Source organism: Amycolatopsis ponsaeliensis, assembly GCF_030182635.1.
GTDB classification, from domain to species: Bacteria; Actinomycetota; Actinomycetes; order Mycobacteriales; family Pseudonocardiaceae; genus Amycolatopsis; species Amycolatopsis ponsaeliensis.
The window spans coordinates 25,128-47,728 of record NZ_JAPZLD010000047.1; the positions used below are offsets into that span (position 1 = coordinate 25,128).

21 protein-coding genes and 1 riboswitch are annotated in these 22,601 nt (G+C 70.3%); of the genes, 11 read left to right on the top strand and 10 right to left on the bottom strand.

Features of this window, described 5'->3' with window-relative positions; translation table 11 throughout:
• Positions 1–30 precede the first annotated feature (30 nt).
• The 3 genes from QQ657_RS45035 to QQ657_RS45045 all read right to left on the bottom strand — a co-directional run bounded on the left by QQ657_RS45035 (position 31) and on the right by QQ657_RS45045 (position 2,438).
• On the bottom strand, positions 31–795 hold the full coding sequence (locus QQ657_RS45035) for an ABC transporter permease (RefSeq protein ID WP_284748531.1): 765 nt from the start codon (positions 793–795) through the stop codon (positions 31–33).
• Positions 785–1,762: an ATP-binding cassette domain-containing protein gene (locus tag QQ657_RS45040; protein WP_284748532.1), complete on the bottom strand. Its 978-nt coding sequence runs from the start codon at positions 1,760–1,762 to the stop codon at positions 785–787. Before QQ657_RS45040 ends, QQ657_RS45035 begins: the two co-directional genes overlap by 11 nt.
• A gap of 76 nt (positions 1,763–1,838) precedes the next feature.
• Positions 1,839–2,438, bottom strand: coding sequence for a PadR family transcriptional regulator (locus QQ657_RS45045; protein ID WP_284748589.1), 600 nt, complete (start codon positions 2,436–2,438; stop codon positions 1,839–1,841).
• Between the two features lie 52 nt (positions 2,439–2,490).
• On the opposite strand from QQ657_RS45045, the gene metG reads away from it, so the two are divergent.
• From metG to QQ657_RS45090, 9 genes are all read left to right on the top strand, one after another.
• A complete protein-coding gene (metG, locus tag QQ657_RS45050; protein ID WP_284748533.1) occupies positions 2,491–4,287 on the top strand; it encodes a methionine--tRNA ligase in 1,797 nt (598 codons plus the stop codon).
• Positions 4,288–4,296: 9 nt separating this feature from the next.
• Positions 4,297–5,133, top strand: a complete 837-nt coding sequence (locus QQ657_RS45055; protein WP_284748534.1) for a TatD family hydrolase — start codon at positions 4,297–4,299, stop codon at positions 5,131–5,133.
• 288 nt (positions 5,134–5,421) lie between these two features.
• A complete protein-coding gene (locus QQ657_RS45060) occupies positions 5,422–6,846 on the top strand; it encodes a resuscitation-promoting factor (protein WP_284748535.1) in 1,425 nt (474 codons plus the stop codon).
• 326 nt (positions 6,847–7,172) lie between these two features.
• The gene (gene rsmA / locus QQ657_RS45065) at positions 7,173–8,009 is read left to right on the top strand and encodes a 16S rRNA (adenine(1518)-N(6)/adenine(1519)-N(6))-dimethyltransferase RsmA (RefSeq protein ID WP_284748536.1); all 837 of its coding nucleotides are present in this window, start codon (positions 7,173–7,175) and stop codon (positions 8,007–8,009) included.
• Between the two features lie 138 nt (positions 8,010–8,147).
• Positions 8,148–8,238, top strand: a riboswitch (SAM riboswitch).
• 209 nt (positions 8,239–8,447) lie between these two features.
• Entirely contained in the window at positions 8,448–9,461 is a 1,014-nt protein-coding gene (locus tag QQ657_RS45070; RefSeq protein ID WP_284748537.1) for a methionine ABC transporter ATP-binding protein, read from the top strand.
• A 71-nt stretch (positions 9,462–9,532) separates the two neighbouring features.
• Complete coding sequence (locus QQ657_RS45075; protein ID WP_284748538.1) at positions 9,533–10,495, top strand: 4-(cytidine 5'-diphospho)-2-C-methyl-D-erythritol kinase; 963 nt, start codon at positions 9,533–9,535, stop codon at positions 10,493–10,495.
• Between the two features lie 58 nt (positions 10,496–10,553).
• Complete coding sequence (locus tag QQ657_RS45080) at positions 10,554–12,320, top strand: ABC-F family ATP-binding cassette domain-containing protein (protein ID WP_284748539.1); 1,767 nt, start codon at positions 10,554–10,556, stop codon at positions 12,318–12,320.
• Positions 12,317–12,904: a (d)CMP kinase gene (locus QQ657_RS45085; protein ID WP_284748540.1), complete on the top strand. Its 588-nt coding sequence runs from the start codon at positions 12,317–12,319 to the stop codon at positions 12,902–12,904. The genes QQ657_RS45080 and QQ657_RS45085 overlap by 4 nt, the downstream gene beginning before the upstream one ends.
• A 24-nt stretch (positions 12,905–12,928) precedes the next feature.
• Positions 12,929–14,617 carry a fatty acyl-AMP ligase gene (locus QQ657_RS45090; RefSeq protein WP_284748541.1) on the top strand — a complete coding sequence of 563 codons (1,689 nt, stop codon included), beginning with the start codon at positions 12,929–12,931 and terminating at the stop codon, positions 14,615–14,617.
• A gap of 63 nt (positions 14,618–14,680) precedes the next feature.
• On the opposite strand, the gene QQ657_RS45095 is transcribed toward QQ657_RS45090, so the two are convergent.
• The 4 genes from QQ657_RS45095 to QQ657_RS45110 all read right to left on the bottom strand — a co-directional run bounded on the left by QQ657_RS45095 (position 14,681) and on the right by QQ657_RS45110 (position 16,754).
• Positions 14,681–15,037: a DivIVA domain-containing protein gene (locus QQ657_RS45095; RefSeq protein WP_284748542.1), complete on the bottom strand. Its 357-nt coding sequence runs from the start codon at positions 15,035–15,037 to the stop codon at positions 14,681–14,683.
• Between the two features lie 169 nt (positions 15,038–15,206).
• A complete protein-coding gene (locus tag QQ657_RS45100) occupies positions 15,207–15,521 on the bottom strand; it encodes a DivIVA domain-containing protein (RefSeq protein ID WP_284748543.1) in 315 nt (104 codons plus the stop codon).
• Between the two features lie 21 nt (positions 15,522–15,542).
• Positions 15,543–16,136: an aminoacyl-tRNA hydrolase gene (pth, locus tag QQ657_RS45105; protein ID WP_284748544.1), complete on the bottom strand. Its 594-nt coding sequence runs from the start codon at positions 16,134–16,136 to the stop codon at positions 15,543–15,545.
• A gap of 9 nt (positions 16,137–16,145) precedes the next feature.
• Positions 16,146–16,754, bottom strand: a complete 609-nt coding sequence (locus tag QQ657_RS45110) for a 50S ribosomal protein L25/general stress protein Ctc (protein WP_284748545.1) — start codon at positions 16,752–16,754, stop codon at positions 16,146–16,148.
• A gap of 351 nt (positions 16,755–17,105) precedes the next feature.
• Between QQ657_RS45110 and QQ657_RS45115 the strand changes: the two genes are divergently transcribed.
• Both QQ657_RS45115 and QQ657_RS45120 read left to right on the top strand, forming a co-directional pair.
• A complete protein-coding gene (locus QQ657_RS45115) occupies positions 17,106–18,221 on the top strand; it encodes a hypothetical protein (protein WP_284748546.1) in 1,116 nt (371 codons plus the stop codon).
• A gap of 98 nt (positions 18,222–18,319) precedes the next feature.
• Positions 18,320–18,961 carry an NAD(P)-dependent oxidoreductase gene (locus QQ657_RS45120; RefSeq protein ID WP_284748547.1) on the top strand — a complete coding sequence of 214 codons (642 nt, stop codon included), beginning with the start codon at positions 18,320–18,322 and terminating at the stop codon, positions 18,959–18,961.
• Here the strand turns inward: QQ657_RS45120 and QQ657_RS45125 are convergent.
• The 3 genes from QQ657_RS45125 to glmU form a co-directional block, all read right to left on the bottom strand.
• Positions 18,955–19,824 carry a TIGR03621 family F420-dependent LLM class oxidoreductase gene (locus QQ657_RS45125; protein WP_284748548.1) on the bottom strand — a complete coding sequence of 290 codons (870 nt, stop codon included), beginning with the start codon at positions 19,822–19,824 and terminating at the stop codon, positions 18,955–18,957. The two genes, QQ657_RS45120 and QQ657_RS45125, sit on opposite strands and share 7 nt — an antisense overlap.
• A gap of 316 nt (positions 19,825–20,140) precedes the next feature.
• Positions 20,141–21,121, bottom strand: coding sequence for a ribose-phosphate diphosphokinase (locus tag QQ657_RS45130; RefSeq protein ID WP_284748549.1), 981 nt, complete (start codon positions 21,119–21,121; stop codon positions 20,141–20,143).
• Positions 21,118–22,590 carry a bifunctional UDP-N-acetylglucosamine diphosphorylase/glucosamine-1-phosphate N-acetyltransferase GlmU gene (gene glmU, locus QQ657_RS45135; protein ID WP_284748550.1) on the bottom strand — a complete coding sequence of 491 codons (1,473 nt, stop codon included), beginning with the start codon at positions 22,588–22,590 and terminating at the stop codon, positions 21,118–21,120. Before glmU ends, QQ657_RS45130 begins: the two co-directional genes overlap by 4 nt.
• Between the last annotated feature and the right edge of the window lie 11 nt (positions 22,591–22,601).

Sequence of the window (22,601 nt, forward strand, 5' to 3'; positions counted from 1 at the left end):
GTGGACCTGCAGTGACACACACGCGGTTGATCAGGCGTTTTCTTTCTGGAAGGTCCGCGTGCCCCACCACACCGACAACACCGCCATCACCAGCACCACGACGCTGCCGGTGAACAAGGCGTCCATCGTGAAGTCGCCGCGGAACGAGTTCCGCTCGACGTCCACCACGTGCCGGAACGGGTTGATCTGGGAAACCGTGTACAGCCACTTCGGCGCGACGCCTGCCGTGATCGGCAGCAGGATCCCGGAAAGCAGCAGCAGCGGGACGAGCACGGCGTTGAGCAGGGCGGGGAACGTCTCCTCGCTCTTCAACGTCAGCGCCAGCGCGTAGGAGCACGACGCCAGCGACACCGCCAGCAGGAACACGATCACCAGGCTCAGCAGCACGCCGCCGATCGGTGCGTCGAGGTCGAACGCCAGGTACGCCAGCACGATGATCAACACGGCCTGCACGACGGCCTGCAGCGCGCTGGCCAGCACCTTGCCCAGCAGCAGCGCCCCGCGGCTGACCGGCGTCACCCGGAACCGCTCGACCACGCCGGAGCGGTAGTCGGCCAGCAGCCCGAACCCGACGAACGAGCTGCCGAACAGCGCCAGCTGGGCGATGAGCGCCGGGGTGAGCAGCATCCAGCCGTCCACTTCGGACAGGCCCTGGGCCTGCATCGCCTTGACCATCAGGGGACCGAACAGGAACAGGTACAGCAGCGGCTGCATGATCCCGATCATGATCCACGTCGGGTTGCGCAGCGCCGCCTTCATGTCGCGGCGGAAGATCAGCCAGGTGTCACGCAGCACGGGTGCCCTCCTCGGCTTCGCGCAGCGAGCGCCCGGTCAGCGTCAGGAAGACGTCGTCGAGCGTCGGCCGGTGGACCTGCACCGACCGCATCGGGATGTCCTTCGCGTCGAGCGCGCGCAGCAGCTCCGGTAGTGCGACGTCGCCGCGCGGCACGCGGAACCGGACGAGCCCGTCGGACACGGACAGCTCATGCGCGCCCGCCAGCCGTCCCGCGATTTCGGCGGCGTCCGCGCCCTGCTCCGGATCGACGCCCACCTCGACGCGGTCGCCGCTGACCCGCGCCTTCAGCGCGTCCGGCGTGCCCTCGGCGACGATCCGGCCGTCGTCGATGACGATCAGCCGGTCGGACAGCGAGTCGGCTTCGTCGAGGTAGTGGGTGGTGAGGAAGACCGTGACGCCCTGCTCGGCGCGCAGCCGGCGGATGTGCTCCCACAGGTTGGCGCGGCTCTGCGGGTCGAGGCCGGTCGACGGCTCGTCGAGGAACACCAGCCCCGGCGAGTGGATCAGCCCGAGCGCGATGTCGAGCCGCCGCCGCTGGCCGCCCGACAACGTCCTGGTCAGCCGCCGGTCCAGCCCGGTCAGGTCGAGCTGCTCGGTCAGCTCGGCGCCGCGCGCGATCGCGGCGGCCTTGCTCATCCGGTAGAGCCGCCCCTGCAGCTCGAGCTCGTCGGCGACCGTGGTCTCCGGCGAGCTGCCGCCGCCCTGCGCGACGTAGCCGATCCGCTCGCGGACCCCCAGCGGGTCGGCCAGCAGGTCGCGGCCGCCGACGGTCGCGGTGCCCGCGGTCGGCTTCAGCAGCGTGGTCAGCATGCGCAGCGTGGTCGTCTTCCCGGCGCCGTTCGGCCCGAGGAACCCGACGAGCTCGCCCGCTTCGACGTCGAGGTCGACGCCCTTGACCGCGTGTACTTCGCCACCGGAGCGGCCCTTGCGGCGGAACCGCCGCTCGAGACCGCGTGCCGTGATCATGAGAACCCCTTATTGATCAAGTTTGACTAGCTGAGGTGCACACTGTGCCCCAGCCGGGTGCGCTAGTCAAACTTGATTACCGGGCGGGCGGTTCGCCGAACGCGTCGCCGCTTTCGCCGGCCATCACGTACTCGCCCGCTTCGAGCCGGGCGATCAGGCCCTCGAGCCAGCCGAAGCTCGCCGCCGAGATCGAGCTCCACAGCCGGTACAGCTCACCGACGTGCTCCGGGGTGCCCTGCCCCATGTTCACCTTCAGCTCTTCCAGCATCAGCGTCGCCTGCTGCTGTTCGGCCTGCAGGTGCACCAGCCGGTGCCGCAGGAGGTTGATCACGCGGGCACGGGGCATCGTCGTCATCAGCGAGATGGCGGCCGACAGGTCGGGGTGGTTGAGCTCCGGGTCGGACAGCGCCTTCGACAGCAGCACCTGGTACTCCTGCTCGCCCTCGCCGGTGAGCCGGTAGGCGGTGCGGTCCGGACCGCCCTCGCCCGGCTCGACGTCGACCTGTTCCAGCAGGTCTTCGGCGGTCATCTTCTTCAGCGCGTGGTAGATCGAGCCGGGCTGGACGTTGGCCCACTTGTCCGCGGACCAGGTCAGCAGCTCCCGCCGCACCTGGTAGCCGTGCGCGCGGCCGTACATGCGCACCACTCCGAGCACGAGCAACCGTGTCGCCGACAACCGGGCCTCCCTCTCGACAAAGCGCATGACGCCCTCCGTAGGCTAATAAGGTATGAGCACCCCTGTGTTGACCGCGGTGGCCTGGCCCTACGCCAACGGCCCCCGCCACATCGGCCACGTGTCCGGATTCGGCGTCCCGTCCGACGTCTTCTCCCGCTACCAGCGAATGGCCGGCAACCGGGTGCTCATGGTCTCCGGCACCGACGAACACGGCACCCCGATCACGGTCCAGGCGGACAAGGAAGACTCGACCCCGCAGCTCACGGCGGACAAGTACACCCGCCAGATCGGCAATGACCTGCAGGGCCTCGGCCTCTCCTACGACCTGTTCACCCGGACCACGACCGGCAACCACGCCGAGGTGACGCAGCAGATCTTCCTGGCGCTGCACCGCAACGGCTACGTCGTGCCGAAGACCACGCGCGGCGCGATCAGCCCGTCCACCGGCCGCACGCTGCCCGACCGCTACGTCGAGGGCACCTGCCCGATCTGCGGGTACGACGGCGCGCGCGGCGACCAGTGCGACAACTGCGGCAACCAGCTCGACGCCGCGGAGCTGATCAACCCGAAGTCGCGGATCAACGGCGAGACGCCGAAGTTCGTCGAGACCGAGCACTACTTCCTCGACCTGCCGGCGTTCACCAAGACCCTCGGCGACTGGCTGGGCACCAAGACCGACTGGCGCCCGAACGTCCTCAACTTCACCAAGAACCTGATCGACGACATGCGGCCCCGGCCGATCACCCGCGACCTCGACTGGGGCGTCAAGATCCCCCTCGACGGCTGGCGCGACCAGCCGCTGAAGCGGTTCTACGTCTGGTTCGACGCGGTGATCGGGTACTTCTCGGCCAGCGTCGAGTGGGCGCGGCGCTCCGGCAACCCGGACGCGTGGCAGGAGTGGTGGAACAACGCCGACGCGCGGTCCTACTACTTCATGGGCAAGGACAACATCACCTTCCACGCCCAGATCTGGCCCGCCCTGCTGTTCGGGCACAACGGCGAGGGCGACAAGGGTGGCGAGCCCGGCAAGTACGGCAAGCTGCACCTGCCCGACGAGATCGTCTCCAGCGAGTTCCTCACCATGAGCGGCTCCAAGTTCTCGACCTCGCGCGGTCGCGTCATCTACGTCGAGGACTTCCTGCGCGACTTCGGCCCGGACACGCTGCGGTACTTCATCTCGGTCGCCGGCCCGGAGACCCAGGACACCGACTTCACCTGGGACGAGTTCGTCCGCCGGACCAACTTCGAGCTGGCCAACGAGTGGGGCAACCTGGTCAACCGGTCCATCTCGATGGCGCACAAGAACGTCGGCGCCATCCCGCGCCCGGAAGCCCCGACGGCGGCCGACGAGGACCTGAAGGCGCTGTCCCGCAAGGCCTTCGACACCGCGGGCGCGCACCTGGCCCGGTCCCGGTTCAAGCTGGCGGCGAGCGAGGCGATGAAGGTCGTCACCGCGGCGAACAAGTACATCTCCGACCAGGAGCCGTGGAAGCTCAAGGACGACCCCACGCGGCGCGACACCGTGCTGCACACCGCGCTGCAGGTCGTCTCCGACGCCAACACGCTGCTGACGCCGTTCCTGCCGCACTCGGCCCAGAAGGTCCACGAGGCCCTCGGCGGCACCGGCGTCTGGGCCGCCCAGCCGGAGCTCAAGGAGGTCGACGACCTCGACATCGCCGGCCGGGTCAACCCGATCCTCACCGGCGACTACGCGGGCGAGCAGGCGAAGTGGGAGTCGAAGCCGATCGAGGTCGGCAAGCCCCTGCAGAAGCCGTCGCCGCTGTTCACCAAGCTCGACCCGGCGCTCGGCGAGACCGGCCCGGAGTGGGCGCCGATCGTCAAGGAGTAAGAGGTATGCATGGGTGACGAGAAGCGCGAGCTGCCGCCGGTCCCGGACCGGCTCCCGGTGTCGGTGGTGGACGCGCACACCCATCTCGACGCGTGCGGCGCGGTCACCGCGGCCGATGTCTCGGCCATGGTCGACCGCGCCGAGCGCGCAGGCGTCGCGCGCGTCGTCACGGTCGCCGACGACCTCGCCTCGGCCCGCTGGGCGGCCGAGGCGTCGACCTGGGACCCCCGGGTCTTCGCCGCGGTCGCGATCCACCCGACGCGCACCAAGGAGTTCGGCGAGGCCGAGAAGTCCGAAGTGGAGCGGCTGGCCGGCCACGAGCGCGTCGTCGCCGTCGGCGAGACCGGCCTCGACTACTACTGGGACTACTCGCCGCACGACGCCCAGCAGGAGGCGTTCCGCTGGCACATCGACCTCGCCAAGCGGCTGGACAAGCCGCTGATGATCCACGACCGCGAGGCCCACGACGACGTGTTGCGCATCCTGGCCGAAGAGAATGCGCCGAATGCCGTAATCTTCCATTGTTTTTCCGGAGACGCGGAAATGGCCCGCAAGTGCGTCGACGCGGGATACGTCCTTTCCTTCGCGGGAACGGTCACGTTCAAGAACGCGAAGGGGCTCCACGAGGCGGCCCGGCTCTGCCCGCCGGATCAGTACCTCGTCGAAACCGACGCACCGTTTCTGACCCCCCACCCGTTCCGTGGACGGCCGAACGAGCCGTTCGGCGCGGCCTACACCGTCCGTCACCTCGCGGCGCTCAGGGGCGAAGCTGTCCACGAAGTCGCCGAATCGGTCCGGACCACTGCCGAGCGGGTCTACCGACTCCCCAGTGTCACAACGGGGTGAACGCATTGCGACATCAGGGTTCCTTGATCGTCCACCTGATGGAGTGACGGGGATCACGACACTCCGGGGGGTGTTTGCGCAACCCGGCGGGACCCGTTACTGTCCCGTGATCGTGCCGGTCGGTACTGCAGACTGCAGTTGCCGACTGTTACGCCCACAGTCACGTCAGTGCACGTCGGGGAAGCGGAACCGGGTAGGTACGGCCGGGACCGTGACGATGGCGCCGGCTGCGGGCCCAGACGTAAAGACGCCGCCCCGAACGGCGTCTTGGGAAAGGGAACGACACCGGTGACAGGTAGCAGACAGGCTGGAGCGCGCTCCGCGGCCGTCCTCGATCGTCGTTACGAGGAAACCGCCTACGGCCAGCTCGACTTCTCCGACGACCCGAACATCACGCAGCAGGACATCCTCGCCGCGCTCGGCCCCGACGCCGACGCGATGATGGCCGAGATCGACGTCGACGTCGACGAGCTGATCCGCCTCATCAACGCCGAGACGACGTACCTGCCGCCGATCGTCATCCCTGACGAGATCGAGGCGGACCGGACCGCGTCCCCGCAGGCCAAGCGGGCCGCGATGGACGAGAGCATCCGCCAGACCAGCAAGGTCTGGAAGCGCCGCTTCCTCAAGGGTGCCGTCCTCAGCGTCATGATCAGCGTCGCCGGTGGCGGCGCGGCCGCGCTGGCGATGAACAAGAGCATCACCGTCGACGTCGACGGCCAGCAGACCACCGTGCACTCGTTCGGCGACACCGTCGGCGAGGTGCTGGAGGACGCGGGCCTGTCCGTCGGCGCGCACGACTCGCTCTCCCCGTCCCCGCAGGCGGAGGTCGGCGACGGCGGTGTCATCAAGCTCGAGCGCGGCCGTCAGCTGAAGCTGATCGTCGACGGCGCGGAGCACACCTCCTGGGTCCGCGCGACCCACCTCGGCGACGCGCTCGGCCAGCTCGGCATGGCGGGCATGGACAAGCCCGGCACGTGGATGTCGATGCCGAAGGACGGCGAGCTGCCCCTGGAGGGCGCCACCGTCCAGATCAAGACCCTCAAGAACATCACGCTCTACGACGGCGCGAACGAGCCCAAGCAGGTCAAGACCACCGCGGTCACGACCAAGGAGTTCCTGGGCGAGTACAAGCTCACCCTGGGCCCGGAGGACCAGGCCGAGGGCGGCCTGGACGTCAAGCTGACCGACGGCGCCGAGGTGCACATCAGCCGCACCGGCGTCTCGACGGTCGTCCAGAAGGAAGACATCGCCCCGCCCGAGCAGAAGGTCGACGACCCGGACCTCGCCAAGGGCAAGACCTCGGTCGAGGACCCGGGCACTCCCGGCGAGAAGATGGTGACCTACAAGGTCACGCAGAAGAACGGCAAAGAGGTCTCCCGCGAGAGCATCTCCGAGCAGGTCATCACCCAGCCGAAGCCGAAGATCATCCACGTCGGCACCAAGCAGGCCCCGACGCCGGCCATCGGCGACGGCTCCTCGTGGGACCGCATCGCCCAGTGCGAGTCGGGCGGCAACTGGGCCATCAACACGGGCAACGGCTACTACGGCGGCCTCCAGTTCGACAAGCGCACGTGGGACGCCTACGGCGGCGACCAGTACGCGAGCCTCCCGAACCAGGCTTCGCGCGAGCAGCAGATCGCGATCGCGGAGAAGGTCCGCGACGCCCGCGGCGGTTACAGCGCCTGGCCGGTCTGCGGCAAGAAGGCTTGATCTTTTCCGAAACGGCCCCCGTCCTTTCCGGACGGGGGCCGTTTCGCGTGCGCCGACGGGCATCACGCGTGTCCCGAGGGGCATCACGCGTGATTGCCGAGGCATCGAGCTGATGCCCCTCCGATCACGAGTGATGCCCGCCCAATCACGCGAGATGCCCCTCCAATCACGCGAGTTCCGCGCTCGATCACGCGAGTCACGTCTCCGATCACGCGAGTTCCGTCCCGGATCACCGTGAGCCGACCGTCCGGGTACGCGAGCCGACCCTCTGGATGCGTGAGCCGACCGTCCGGGTGCGCGAGATGGCCCATCGGTAAGCTCGTCCGGTGGTTGAACTGCTGGGACCTGCCGAAATCCGCGGGCTGGCGGCCGAGCTCGACGTGCGGCCGACCAAGAAGCTCGGGCAGAACTTCGTGCACGATCCCAACACCGTCCGCCGGATCGTCGAGCTGGCGGACGTCGGCCCGGGCGACGTCGTCCTCGAGGTCGGGCCCGGGCTCGGGTCGCTGACCCTCGGGCTGCTCGCCACCGGTGCGCGCGTCGTCGCCGTCGAGATCGATCCCAAGCTCGCCGAACGGCTGCCCAAGACCGTCGCCGACCGGGCGCCCGAGGTCGCCGGCAACCTCCAGGTCGTCGCGGCCGACGCGCTGCGGGTCACGAACGACGACCTGCCCGAGCCGACCGCGCTCGTCGCCAACCTGCCCTACAACGTCGCCGTCCCGGTCGTGCTGCACCTGCTCGCCGAGCTGCCTTCCCTCAAGAACGGCCTCGTCATGGTCCAGACCGAGGTCGCCGACCGGATGGCGGCCGGCCCCGGCAGCCGGATCTACGGCGTCCCGAGCGTCAAGCTCGCCTGGTACGGCCCGGCGCGCAAGGTCGCCGCGGTGCCGCGCTCGGTGTTCTGGCCGGTGCCGAACGTCGACTCCGCGCTCGTCGCCTTCGAACGCGGTGACGCTCCGGCGTCGGACGACCGCGATCGGCTCTTCGGGCTCGTGGACGCCGCCTTCTCACAGCGCAGGAAGACGCTCCGGGCCGCGCTGGCCGGCTGGGCGGGCTCGGCCGAGCGGGCCGGGGAGCTGCTCACGGCCGCCGGGATCGACCCGAAAACCCGCGGTGAGCAGCTGGGCGTGCACGACTTCGCCCGGCTCGCCGCCGCTCAGTAGCACGTCCACAGTGGAAGTCAACGCCGTCCGGTGAAAATACGCCTCTTGCCGTGCGATCTCGCGATTCGGACACCTCCACTCGTGTGATCTGGGCCAACAGGCTTGCTTTCGCTCCTCGGGATCGGCTTTACTCGGAAGCGTCCATCCCGAGCGACTGAGAGACCTGGCTCGCCGAAGTCGCAGCAACCACCCTCCACAGGGCAGGTGCTACCGCCAGGACCGATGGAGGCCGTTTCAGATGAAGAGGGTAGCTCGCCCCCTGCTCCTGACCAGGCGTCGCGTAGTCGACGAAGGCCGCCGCTCCGTGACCGCATGTCGACGCTCCCGCTGAGCTAGTCACAGCCGGTCCACCTCTTCTTCATGCACCGTCCTCAAAGGACGGACTTTGCTTGCGGCCGGGCGCCTCCGAGTGAGCGCGCCCCGTTTTCTGGAGCCTTCGTGATCACCGTCGAAAACCTGTCCAAAACCTTTGCCACCAACGGAAACTCGGTCGTCGCCCTGCGGGACGTGAGCGTCGAGGTCCAGGCCGGCTCGCTGTTCGGCGTCGTCGGCCCGGCCGGGTCCGGCAAGTCCGTCCTCGCCCGCTGCATCGCGCTGCAGGAGCGGCCCGACCGCGGCGTCGTCCGCCTCGACGGCCTCAACACCGGCACCCTCGACGGCCGCCGCCTGCGCGAGATCCGCCGCCAGCTCGGCGTCGTCTCGACGAAGCCGGAGCTGATCGCCGAGCGCACGATCGCCGGCAACATCGCTTCCCCGCTCGAGCAGCTCGGCGTCGACGGCCCGCAGCGCCGCAGCCGAGTCGGCTCGCTGCTCGACCTCGTCGGCTTGACGCAGCGCGCGACGCAGCGTCCCGGCGAGCTGACCGAAGGCCAGCTCCGCCGCGTCGCGGTCGCGAAGGCGCTGGCCGCGGCACCCGCGGTGCTGCTCGCCGACGACCCGACCGCCGGCATCGACCCGGAGGAGGCCGCCGCGGTGCTCACCGTGCTCGACCGCGCTCGCGCCGAGCTGGGCACCACCGTCGTGGTCACGACCCCGGACGCGGGCGTGGTCCGCCGGGTCTGCGACGACGTCGCGGTGCTCGAAGACGGCACGGTCGTCGAGCGCGGCACCGTCCTCGACCTGGTCTCGAACCCGGCCAGCCGCACCGCGCAGGCGCTGCTGCCGGCGATCGAGACGACCCGCTCGCAGTCGGCCCGCTACGACCGCTCGGTCGACGTGGTGCTGGTCGGCTTCGCCTCGGTCGGCGCGCTGCTGCCGGAGGCGGCGGGCCGTTTCGACGTCGAGTTCGCCACGATCGGCGGCGGCCTGACCCGGATCGGCGACACCCCGGTCGGCCGCTTCCGCCTCGGTGTCCGCGGCGAGCGTGCCGACGCGGCCCTGGCCTGGGTCGCCGAGCGCGGTGGCCACGTGACGCACACCGCGCGTGGCCCGCAGGGTGTCGCGGCAGCCTGATCTCGAACGGTGAAAACGCCCCGATGCGCGGTTCGCATCGGGGCGTTTTCACGGGCACGTAGGCTGGTCGGGTGCTCGCCGTAGTTCCGCCTCCAGTCACCGTCCGGGTCCCGGCCAAGGTCAACTTGCACCTGGCGGTCGACGACCTGCGCGAAGACGGTTACCACGACCTCGTGACCGTGTTCCAGGCCCTGTCGCTGACCGATGAGGTGACCGTCGCGGTCACCGAGGAGCCGGGGCTGGAGATCTACGGCGAGGGCGAGGGCACGGTGCCCGCCGACCACACCAACCTGGCCTGGCGCGCGGTCGAAGCGCTTTCCGCGCACGTCGGCCGGACCGAAGAGCCGAACGTCCGGGTCGTGCTGCGCAAGGGCATCCCGGCCGCGGGCGGCATGGCCGGCGGCAGTGCCGACGCGGCCGCGACGCTGGTCGGGCTGGCGAGCCTCTGGAACCTCGACGTAACGCGTGACGAGCTGGCCGAGATCGCCGCCGGGCTCGGCAGTGATGTGCCGTTCGCGCTCTACGGCGGCACCGCGCTGGGCACCGGGCGGGGCGAGCAGCTCGTCCCGGTGCTGTCGCGGCACACCTTCCACTGGGTGCTGGCTTTCGACTCCGAAGGGCTGTCGACGCCGAAGGTGTTCAAGGAGCTGGACCGCCTGCGCGCCGACGGCAACCCGCCGCGGATCGGTTCGCACACCCCGGTCGTCGAGGCGCTGGCTTCGGGCGACCCACGTCAGCTGGCGCTGCTGCTGGGCAACGACCTCCAGGCGGCGGCGGTTTCGCTGCGGCCCGGGCTGCGCCGGACGCTGCGGGCCGGCGTCAACGCGGGCGCGCTCGCCGGCACGGTCTCCGGGTCCGGCCCGACGTGCGCGTTCCTCTGCGAGGACGCGCAGTCGGCGGTCGAGGTCGCCGCGGAGCTGTCGGGTGCGGGGGTGTGCCGCACCGTGCGGGTGGCGCACGGCCCGGTCCCCGGCGCCCGCGTGGTCGGCGGGGACGACGCGCCGCGCCCGGCCCCGCCGCGGGTGCACGCCTGACCCTCCACTGTGGATGGTCGGATACTTCTTCTTCTCTCGGAAAGGATCGGCTGAGCGCATGGCCAACCTGGTCAACCTGGAAGCGGTGAGCAAGTCCTACGGGGTGAAGCCGCTGCTGGACGGCGTCTCGCTGGGCGTCGCGGCCGGGCAGCGCATCGGCGTCGTCGGCCTCAACGGTGGTGGCAAGACCACCCTCCTGGAAGTCCTTTCCGGACTCGCCGAGCCGGATTCCGGTCGGGTGAGCCACGTCGGCGGCCTGCGGATGGCCGTGGTCACCCAGCGGACCGAACTCCCGGACGGCAGCAGTGTCGGCGAGGTCGTGCTCGAACGCTACGGCGCTGAGCACGAATGGGCCGCCGACGCGCGCGTCCGGTCCATTGTGGACGGCCTGGGCATCACCGCGATCGGGCTCGACACGCCCACCGCGAACCTCTCCGGTGGCGAGCGGCGCCGCGTTTCGTTGGCCGCCGCGCTGACCGGCGAGCTCGACCTCGTCGTGCTCGACGAGCCGACGAACCACCTGGACGTCGAAGGTGTCCAGTGGCTCGCCGACCACCTGCTGACCCGGCGCATCGCGGTCGTGGTCGTCACGCACGACCGGTGGTTCCTGGACACCGTCGCGAGTGTGACCTGGGAGGTCGCCAATGGTCGCGTCGAGAGTTACGAAGGCGGTTACGCGGACTGGATCTTCGCGCGCGCCGAGCGGGCGCGGCTGGCGGCGACGGCCGAGGAGAAGCGGCAGAACCTGGCGCGCAAGGAGCTGGCGTGGCTGCGCCGCGGCCCGCAGGCGCGGTCGTCGAAGCCGCGTTACCGCATCGACGCGGCCGAGACGCTGATCGCGGACGTGCCGCCGCCGCGCGACTCCGTCGAGCTGATGGCGTTCGCGAAGCGGCGCCTGGGCAAGACCGTGCTGGAGCTGGAAGACACGACGTACACGGTCGGCGACCGAACGCTGCTCGACCACGTCACCTGGCGGGTCGGGCCGGGCGACCGGATCGGCCTGGTCGGGATCAACGGCTCCGGCAAGACGTCCCTGCTGAAGCTGCTGGGCGGCGACGTCAAAGGCTCGACCGGGCGCCGGATCGAGGGCAAGACGGTCGCGCTCGCGCACCTGCGCCAGGAGCTCGACGACCTGCCCGCGGACCTGCGCGTGCTGCAGGCGATCGAGCAGGTGGCCGGGCGCGTGGTGTTCGGCAAGCAGGAGATGACGGCGTCGCAGCTGGGCGAGAAGCTGGGCTTCCCGCAGGCCCGCCAGTGGACCCCGGTCGGCGACCTCTCCGGCGGCGAGCGGCGCCGGCTGCAGCTGTGCCGGCTGCTGATGGCCGAGCCGAACGTGCTGCTGCTCGACGAGCCGACGAACGACCTGGACATCGACACGCTGCAGCAGCTGGAAGACCTGCTCGACGGCTGGCCGGGCACGATGGTCGTCGTCTCGCACGACCGGTACCTGGTGGAACGCGTCTGCGACACGATCGTCGCCCTCTTCGGCGACGGCCGCATCACCCACCTGCCGGGCGGCATCGAGGAGTACCTGAACCGCCGCGCCCTCGCCAAGGAACCGGCGGCCGCGACGACCCCGACGGCGGCGAAGGCCGAGGCGAAGAAGTCGGCGGCGGATCTCCGCGCGGCGCAGAAGGACCTGGGCCGGCTGGAGCGCAAGCTCGACCAGCTGCACGCGAAGGAGGAGAAGCTCCACGCGGCATTGCTGGAGGCGGCGACGGACCCGGCGAAGCTGATGGAGCTCAACGCGGAGCTGAAGGGCGTCAAGGGCGAGATCGAGGACGTCGAGGGCCGCTGGCTGGAGACGTCCGAGCTGCTGGAATGAGGGTGCTCGGGCCGCGCGACCCCCTGGGCGCACAGCGGATCCGGCGGATCGCGGTGGCCGGTCCGGCGGGGTCGGGCAAGTCGACCCTGGCGCGAACCTTGGGCGAGCGCCTGGGTGTGCCGTACGTCGAGTTCGAATCCTTCTTCCACGGGCCCGGCTGGACCGTGCGGGAGACGTGGCAGGCCGACGTCCTCGAGCACCTCGACGGCGATGCCTGGTCCATCGAGTGGCAGGGCGAAGAAGTCCGGGAGCGGATGACCGGACGCCTCGACGTGCTGGTGTGGCTCGACCACCCGCGGGCCCTGACCATGGCGCGGGTCGTCAAGCGCACGCTCCTGCGGCGCATCGGGCGCGGTTCGAAGATCCCCGGGGGGAACGTCGAGGGCCCGCTGCACACGTTCTTCACCGACCGGGGGCACATCGTCAAGATCGCGTGGCGCTACCACCCGATCCAGCGCGCGCGGGTTCGCAAGGTCGTCGACGAGAACCGGTATTCCGGGCTCCTCGTCGTCCGGCTGCGTGGGCAGCGGCAGGTCGACGCCTGGCTCCGAGGGCCTGTTGCCGCCTTGGTCGGCGGATGTTGACACCCAGACAGTAATCTGACGCGCATGAGCAGGTTCGTGGACACGCTCGTCGCCACCGCGGCGGGGCGAGGTCAGCAGCGTGGCATGGTCACCGGGGAGCCGAAGGAGCCGGTCCGGCGGACCTGGGCCGACGTGCACGAGGAAGCCCGGCGGATCGCCGGTGGGCTTGTCGCGGGCGGGTTCGAGCGGGGCACGGCGGTCGGGGTGCTCGCCGCCGCTCCGGTGCTGATCGCGCCGACCGTGCAGGCCGTCTGGCTGGCCGGGGGCAGCGTCACCATGCTGCACCAGCCCACCCCGCGCACCGACCTCGCCGAATGGGCCGAGGACACCGTGCGCGTGCTCGGGATGATCGGCTCGGACCTGGTGCTGCTGGGCGAGCCCTTCGACCAGCTGGCCCCCGTGCTCGCGGAGAAGGGCATCGGCTTCAAGCTGATCACCGAGCTCGCCGGCGCCGAGGCGCTCCCGGACGTCGTCGTCACCGACGAAGGCGAGACCGCGCTCCTGCAGCTGACGAGCGGCTCGACCGCCGACCCCAAGGCCGTGCGGATCACCTACGGGAACCTGTACTCCAACGTCAAGGCCATGGTCGACCGCGCGGAGTTCGACTTCGACACCGACGTGATGGTGTCCTGGCTGCCGACGTTCCACGACATGGGCATGGTCGGCTTCCTGACCGTGCCGATGACCTTCGGCGTCGAGCTCGTCAAGATCACGCCGGTCGAGTTCCTGTCGGGGCCGTTGATCTGGCCGGAGCTGATCACCAAGTACGGCGGCACGACGACGGCGGCGCCGAACTTCGCGTACGCGATCGTCGGGCGGCGGATGGCGCGCGTCGACGAGGACGACGCCTACGACCTCTCGAAGCTGCGGATCGCCCTGAACGGCGCCGAGCCCATCGACGAGACCGCCGTCCAGACCTTCGTGGACGCCGGTGCCCGGTTCAAGATGCCGGCGGAATGCGTTTTCCCGGCCTACGGCATGGCCGAGGCGACGCTCGCGGTGTCGTTCGCGCCGCTGTTCACCGGGCTCACGCTCGACGTCGTCGAGGCCGACGCGCTGGAGGCGGACAACCGCGCGGTGCCGGTCCCCGAGGGCGACCCGCGGCGCGGCACCGACGGCGTCCGTTCGTTCGCGCTGCTCGGCCCGCCGCTGGACGGGCTGGAAGCCGAGATCGTCAACGACACCGGCGAGCGCGTCGGCGAGCGGGAAGTCGGTGAGATCCGGCTGCGCGGCGAGGCCGTGACGCCGGGCTACCTGACCATGGACGGCCCGGTCGCCACCCAGGACGCCGAAGGCTGGCTCAACACCGGCGACCTCGGGTACCTGGTGGACGGCCAGATCGTCATCTGCGGCCGCCGCAAGGACGTCATCATCATGGGCGGCCGCAACCTGTACCCGACGGACATCGAGCGCGCGGCGACGTCGGTCGAGGGCGTGCGAGCGGGCAACGCGGTGGCGGTGCGGCTGGACGCGGGCAGCCGCCGCGAGCGGTTCGCGGTGGTCGTCGAGTCGAAGCTGGCGGGCGACGCCGACGCCGAGAAGAACCTGATGAAGCAGGTCTCGGCGCGAGTGCGCGACGCGGTCGACATGCGGCCGTACGCGGTGGTCGTGCTGCCGGCGGGGAGCCTGCCGAAGACGCCGTCGGGCAAGGTCAAGCGCGCGGCGACGGCGCAGCAGTTCGCGGACAAGATCAAGAAGAACGCCGACGCCTGAGCCGTCACTTTCCCTATGAAAGTGCCCGCCCGGGAGGCGTCACTTTCATAGGGAAAGCTCCGCTTAGCGCTGCTGGAGCCGCTCCGCGCGGATCGTCGGCGGCGCGGCGCGTTCGGCCATGGCTTCCGCGGGCGTGCGGGCGCCCGGGAGGTCCGGGGCGTGGCCGGTGCGGGTGGCGAGCTGGTCTTCCACCGCGTCGAGGAAGTCGTCGACCTCGCGCTCGTCGTAGCCGCGCTTGCCGATCAGCGGCTTCGCGAAGATGACGTGGTGCACTTCGGCGGCGGTCAGGTCGTCCTCCTCGGCGAACGTCTTGGCGATGCGCCGGACGAACTCGTCGACCTCGTGCTTCGCGTAGCCACGGCGGCCGATCGGGGCGTTACCGAAGGTGACCTCGGCGAGGTCTTCGGCGGTGAACGACATGCAACTCTCCGATTCCGGGGTTGAGCGGTGCGAACTGCCGTACACCGTCCTAGCCCGTGAACAGGCTCCCCCGGAAGGGGCGGACCTCGAAGCTCACCCCGACGGGGCGGCCGCCGTCCGCCTGTGAGTGAGCGGACTACTCAGCGCTGTGTGGCCGGTCTCACACTCGTCAGGACCGGCCGAACCACTTCCGCGGGCCCTGCGGGCGCTGCTCTTCGCCCACCGGCCGCGGGTTCCGCAGCGCGATCAGCGCCGCCTCCGCCTCGTCCAGGAACAGGTCGACCTGCGCCTGGTCGTAGCTGCGCATGCCGACCGGCATGACCGTGAAATCGACGTAGTGGATGTCGTCGGCGGTCAGGATGTTCCGGCCCGCCAGCGCCTCGGCGATCAGGTCGAGGAAGGCGTCGACCTCGTCCTCGTTGTAGCCGCGCCGGCCGAAGCGGGGTTTGCCGAACGCGATCGCCCGGACTTCGTCAGGGGTCATGGGCTCACCTTGCCACCGATGTCAGCCCGCATGGAAGGCGTTTTGCGCGGCCGCGAGACCGGTGCCGACCAGGGCTTCGGTCGCGTCCGCGCACCGGTCCACCTCGAGCGGGAGTTCCTTGCGTTCCACCGTCGAGAAGTCCTTCAGCACGAAGTCCGCGGGGTCCTGGCGGCCGGGCGGGCGGCCGATGCCGAACCGGACCCGGTAGTAGTCGCGGGTGCCGAAGGACTTCGTGATCGAGCGGAGCCCGTTGTGGCCGTTGTCGCCGCCGCCGAACTTGAGCTTCAGCGCGCCGAAGTCGACGTCCAGCTCGTCGTGCACCACGACCACGCCGGTCGGCGGCACCTTGTAGAACCGCGCCGCGCCGACCACCGGGCCGCCGGAGAGGTTCATGTACGAGCGCGGCTTCACGAGCACGACGCGGCGCCCGGCCAGACGGCCTTCGAGCACCTCGCCGCCGCTCTTGTGCGTCTTGAACTTGCCGCCGACGCGGGCGGCCAGCTCGTCCAGCACCATGAAACCGACATTGTGCCGGTTTCCGGCGTACTGGGGTCCGGGATTGCCGAGGCCGGCGAGCAGGATCAGCTCGCCGGCCCCAGGCAGGTCTTCGGTCATGCGGAAATGCTATTCGGCGGCGTCGGCCGACTCGCCGCCAGCTTCGGTAGCGGCGTCGTCGTCGTCGGCCTCTTCACGCTGCGGCTCGTTGACGGCGACGACCAGCGCCTCGGGGTCGGTGACCAGGGTGGCGCCCTGCGGCAGCTCGACCTGGCCGGCCAGCACCTGGCTGCCGACCTCGAGGCCCTCGATCGAGACCTCGAACTGCTCCGGGATGTGCAGCGCCTCGACCTCGACCTGCAGGGTGTCGACGCCCTGGTTGACCAGGCCACCGGGGCCGGGGTTGCCCGTGACGACGAGCGGGACGTCGACGACGATCTTCTCGCCGCGCTTCACGACCAGCAGGTCGACGTGCTCGATGTAGTTCTTGAGCGGGTGCACGACGATGGTCTTCGTCAGCGCGAGCTCGTCGGAGCCCTCGATGGCGAGGGTGATGACGGCGTTGGAGCCGTTCTCACGGACGACGCGGGCGAACTCGATGGCCGGCAGCGCGAAGTGCCGCGGGTCCGAGCCGTGGCCGTACAGCACGGCGGGGATCTTGCCGGCGCGACGCGTGCGGCGCGCGGCGCCCTTGCCGAACTCGGTGCGCGGCTCGACGGACAGACGTACCTCGGACACGGTGTGGCACTCCTTCAAATCACGAACATGGTGCGGGAGACAGCATGCTGCGGCGGGGGATGCGGGCGTTCTTCTGTTCAGGCGGTTGCGTTCGGCGGCGAGTTTCCGGGCGTGCACGACAGCCGGGGGCTACTCCGAGCCGCCGCGTCGATCACGCCGGGCACCCAAAAGGGCCCCGCCTCGCCGAGACAACCTCAAGAGTGTAAACCAACCTCATCACGGTGGGTTGCGGCGGGGGCCCGGGCCAGGCTAGAACCCTCCTGAACCCCGGTGCGTGACGACACAAATCCGGTGGCGGGACTTCACCGGCCGAGGTGTGCTCGGACGCAGCGGCAGAGCAGGGGGCGGAAGATGCGGGCTCGACGGGCCATGGCGGCGGCGGTGCTGCTGCTGGGCGGACTGCTGGCCGGGTGCCAGGTCGCGGTCCCCGGCACCGCCGGGGTGTCCGCCGCCGGGCAGCAGACGGCCGACCGGCGCGCCGAACAGCGTGCCGCGGTCGACGCCGCCCTCACCGCGCTGGGCCAGACGCCCGCGCTCTCCCTGAAGTCGACGACCAAGGGAGCCGAGCAGCAGTTCCGGGTCACCCGCGGCGGCACCGCGTTCGGCGGCCTGCCGCTCGAAGGCCGCGTCATCCAGGTGACCTCGGCCGCGGGCCAGTTCTACCTGCAGGCCGACGCCGACTACTGGAAGGCACACGCCATCGACGAGGGCACGCAGTTCGGCACGAGCTGGGTGCGTTCGCTCGGCTCCGAGCTGCCCTTCGACCCCGCCGCCAAGTTCGCCCCGCAGGCGCTGGCCGACGGGCTGCGCAAGGCGCTGGCCGGCCTCGACCGGCTGGGTGACCCGGTCAAGGCGAAGCTCCCGGACGGCACCGAGGTCTACCAGCTCGGCGCCGCGCCCAGCGTCCTGCGCGTCACCACGGCCAAGCCGAACCGGGTCGTCAGCTTCGCCCCGGCGCTGCTCGACCCGCAGGCCGGGCCGAAGTTCGGCGCCGAGTTCCGCGTCGACCCGGTCGCCGGCGACGCGCTGAAGACGTTCCACACCGACCTCGACAATGCCGTCGGCGGGCTGGGGCAGCCGTTCGAGGGCCTGGTGCAGGCCAGCGCCGTCGTCACGAACGACACCCTCGACTGCAAGGACTTCGTCGGCTCCTGCACGACGAGCGTCGACGTCTCCACCAGCGTGGTCGGCTCGCCGGCCGGGGGCGGGAAGAGCGTCGTGCACATCAACCTCTCGGTCGAGGTCAGCGCCGACTCGCTCGGCGCGCAGACGTGCACGACGGCGGCCGACGCCGAGCCGTACGCGACGGTGAAGATGTCCTGCACGGTCAAGTTCAAGCTGCCGAACCGCACCGCCAGCTACCAGGTGCTGTCCAAGCCGAACGCGACGGCGGAGGTGCGCGCGGCGCTCGACGCCAACGCGGTGAAGCAGAAGGTCGCCGCGGAGTTCGCGGGCCTGGGCGGCTGAGCTGGACACCTACCCGGGGGTGCGTTGCTTCCGTTGAAGTAGGTGATCTTCCGTTCCTAGCATCGGCTGCAGCAGCCGAATCGAACGGGAGAATTGACATGGCCAAGCTGGTGGTTTTCGGGGGGACCGGGTACGCCGGAGGCAGGATCGGCGCCGAGGCGCTGCGGCGCGGGCACGAGGTCGTCGGTGTCGCGCGGAACACCGGCGCGGTGCCTGAGGGCGTCGAAGCGGTACAGGGTTCGCTGCACGACGAGGACTTCGTCTCGCAGGTCACCAAGGACGCGGACGTCGTCGTGGTCGCGACCCCGGCCCGGGCGATCGACGGGCAGAAGCTCATCGACGCCGTGCCGGCGCTCGCGCGGATCGCGCGTGAGAACGGCGTCCGGCTGTCGTTCGTGGGCGGCGCGGCGAGCCTGCTCGTCGCCGAGGGTGGCCCGCGGCTGTTCGACACCCCGGAGTTCCCGGCCGAGTACAAGGAAGAGGCCGGCAACCACGCCGAGGTGCTCGGCCTGCTGCGCGAACAGCCCGAGGGCCTGGACTGGTTCTACGTCAGCCCCGCCGCCGAGTTCGGTGCCTGGACCCCGGGCGAGCGCAAGGGCGAGTTCCGGATCGGCGGCGACGTCCTGGTGACCGACGGGAACGGCAAGTCGCACATCGGCGGCGACGACTTCGCGACCGCGTACGTCGACGAGATCGAGCAGCCGAAGCACCGCCGCGCGCGTTTCACGGTTGCCTACTGAAGCTCTTTCAGTACAGGCGCGAAGGTCTCGAGCATCGGCTCGAAGACCGTGATGTAGGAGAAGCCGTAGCGCTCGCGCCGGGTTTCCAGCTGTCCGGCGATCTCCTCGACCGTGCCCAGCAGCAGCTGGGGCGCGTCGAGGAGCTCGTCGACGCTGCGCGCGGCGCGGTGCTCGGTTTCGTCGTGCCACGCCGACGCCGCGCCCCGGCGGTCGTCGGTGACGACCACCCGCTGCACCAGCATGTTGTACTCGACGTCGCGCTCGCCGGCCCGGTTGCGGAAGTACGCGACGCGGTCGTCCATCGCCTCGGCGTTGTCGAGCATGAAGGTGCCCGGCGGCTTGCCCGGCGCCTGGCGCAGGCCCGCGAAGCCGACGACGTCCGCGTGCTCCGCGGCCAGCCCGAGCACGCCGTCGCTGTTGCCCGCGATGAGCAGGCGCGGCATCGCGAGCCCTTCGTCATCGAAGTGTTTCCGCAGGTAGCCGAGGCTCTCTTCGAGGTAGCCGATGCGGCCCGCGGCGTTCTGCCACGGCAGCCCGGCGGCGTCGAACTCGCTCTTCATGTGCCCGGAGCCGAGTCCCAGATCCAGGCGTCCGTCGAGCAGCGCGGCCGTCGAAGAAGCTTCGCGCGCGAAGAGCGCGAGGTTGTAGAAGGGCACGTTGGAGACGAGGGTGCCGAGCCGCGGCCGTTCGGTGACGGCGGCGGCCATGGCGAGCGCCGGGAACGGCGCCGGTGACCCGGTACCCAGGTGGTCCGGGATGGTGATGACGTCGTAGCCGAGCTCTTCGGCCCGCCGGCACTTGGCGATCCAGGCGTCCCGGCCGCCGATTCCCCGGAGGCTGACGCCGAACTTGAAGTTCCCCATGGAGGGCACGCTAGCGCCGGAAACCCCCGCCGGGCGCGGAGTTCGCGCCCGGCGGAAAGGTTGCCGCGGTGGTCGCGAAGTGTCGTGAACGAGTTGTTCACGGCGTCGGACGGCAGGGTTCCGGCAAAGCCGGGTTCCGGGTGGGTGGGGGGGGCGAGCGCAGGTCGGTGGTCTCGCCGGCGGTCGTCTTGAATGAGTCATTCAGGTCTTGCGAGGTCCTGAATGACTCATTCAAGACGTTTGGCACCGACCACCGACCACCGGGCAGCGGAAAGCCCGCCCCCGGTGGAGAGCGGGCTTTCCGGCGGACGGGTTGTCAGGCGTTGCCGTCGAAGAGGGACGTGACCGAGCCGTCTTCGAAGACCTGCTGGATGGCCTCCGCCAGCATCGGGGCGATCGACAGGACCGTCAGCCCCTCGAACCGCTTCTCCTCGGGGATCGGCAGCGAGTTCGTGACGATGACCTCGCGCGCCTTGCACTGCGAAAGCCGCTCGGTCGCCGGGTCGGACAGGATGCCGTGGGTCGTCGCGATGACCACGTCCGCCGCACCCTCGTCGATCAGGGCCTCGGTGGCCTTCACGATCGTGCCGCCGGTGTCGATCATGTCGTCGATCAGGACGCAGAGCTTGCCCTCGACCTTGCCGACCACGCGGTTCGCGACGGCCTGGTTCGGCTTGTCCGGGTCGCGCGTCTTGTGGATGAACGCGATCGGCCGGTCGCCCAGCGTCTGCGCCCATTTCTCGGCCAGCCGCACGCGGCCCGAGTCCGGCGAGACGACCGTGATGTCGGCGTCGCCGTAGGTCTTCTTGATGTGGTCGGCCAGCACGGTCTGCGCCATCAGGTGGTCGACCGGGCCGTCGAAGAAGCCCTGGATCTGCGCGGTGTGCAGGTCGACCGTCATGATCCGGTCGGCGCCCGCGGTCTTGAACAGGTCCGCGATCAGCCGGGCCGAGATCGGTTCGCGGCCCTTGTGCTTCTTGTCCTGGCGCGCGTACGGGTAGAACGGCATCACGACGGTGATCCGCTTCGCGCTCGCCCGCTTGAGCGCGTCCACCATGATCAGCTGCTCCATCACGTACTCGTTGATGGGCGTGGTGTGCGCCTGGATGACGAAGGCGTCGGTGCCGCGGACGGACTCCTCGAACCGGACGAACAGCTCGCCGTTGGCGAACGTGTGCGCCGTCTGCGGGGTGATCGTCACGTTGAGGTGCTCGGCGACCTCTTCGGCGAGCTCACGGTGCGCGCGGCCGGAGAAGAGCATGAGGTTCTTCTTCGGCGTGCCTTGCTTCGGACTCATGCTGGCGACTCCCCGTCGGTTCCTGCTGCTGAATCGGCGTCGAGGGCGGCCTGGGCCGCCTCCGCCGCGGGCGTACCCGGCCGGCGCCGGATCGCCCAGCCTTCGATGTTGCGCTGCGGCGGCGCCGACACCGCGAGTGTGCCCGGGGGGACATCCTCGCGGATCACGGCACCTGCACCACTGTAAGCGCCGTCACCGATCCGCACCGGGGCGACGAAGGTGTTGTCGGCACCCAACCGGACATGCGACCCGATAACGGTCTTGTGCTTGTGCACGCCGTCGTAGTTCACGAACACGCTCGAGCAGCCGATGTTGCTGTTCTCACCGATCGTGGCGTCGCCGACGTAGGTCAGGTGCGGCACCTTCGTGCCGGCGCCGATGTCGGCGGCCTTCGTCTCGACGAACGCGCCGAGCTTGCCCTTCTCGCCGAGCTTCGTGCCCGGCCGCAGGTAGGTGAAGGGGCCGACGTTGACGCGGTCGCCCAGCTCGGAGTCGGAGCCGTGCACCCGCACCACCGAGGCACCCGCCCCGACCTTGACGTTCGTCAGCGTGCTGTCCGGGCCGACCGTGCTGCCCTCGCCGACCGAAGTGCTGCCCTTGAGCTGGACGCCGGGCTCGATGACGACGTCGCGCGCCAGCGTCACGCCGGCGTCGATCCAGGTCGACGCGGGGTCGACGACCGTGACGCCCTCGCGCTGCCAGCGCCGCACGATCCGGCGGTTGAGCTCGGCGCCGAGCACCGACAGCTGGACGCGGTCGTTGACGCCCTCGGTCAGCCACGGGTCGTCGACGACGAGCGCGCCGACGTGCAGGCCGTCGCCGTTCGCGATGCCCAGGACGTCGGTGAGGTAGAGCTCGCCCTGCGCGTTGTCGGTGGACAGGCGCGAAAGGCCGTCGCGCAGCACGGCGGCGTCGAAGGCGTACACGCCCGAGTTGATCTCGGTGATCTCCGCCTGCTCCGGGGTCGCGTCCTTGTGCTCGACGATCCCGACGACCTTGCCGGCGTCGTCGCGCGTGATGCGGCCGTAGCCGGTCGGGTCGTCGACCACCGCGGTGAGCACGGTGACGGCGTTCTTCGCCTCGGTGTGCTCGTCGAGCAGCGCGCGCAGCGTCGCCGTGTCCAGCAGGGGGACGTCGCCGTAGCTGACGATCACGGTGCCGGTGAGGTCCGCGGGCAGCGTCGCGAGCGCGCAGCCCACGGCGTGACCGGTGCCCTTCTGCTCGGCCTGCACCGCGGTGCCGACCTCGCGCCCGAGGGCCGTGGCGACTTCGGCGAGCCGGGCACCGACCGCTTCGCGGCCGTGGCCGGTGACCACGACGAGGTGCTCGGGGTCCAGGCCGGCGGCGGCCCGGACGGCGTGCTCGACGAGGGGGCGCCCGGCGATCGGGTGCAACACCTTCGGGGTCGCGGATCGCATGCGGGTGCCCTCACCCGCGGCGAGGATCAACGTGCTCAGCGGGCCGGTCAACGGCGCTCCCA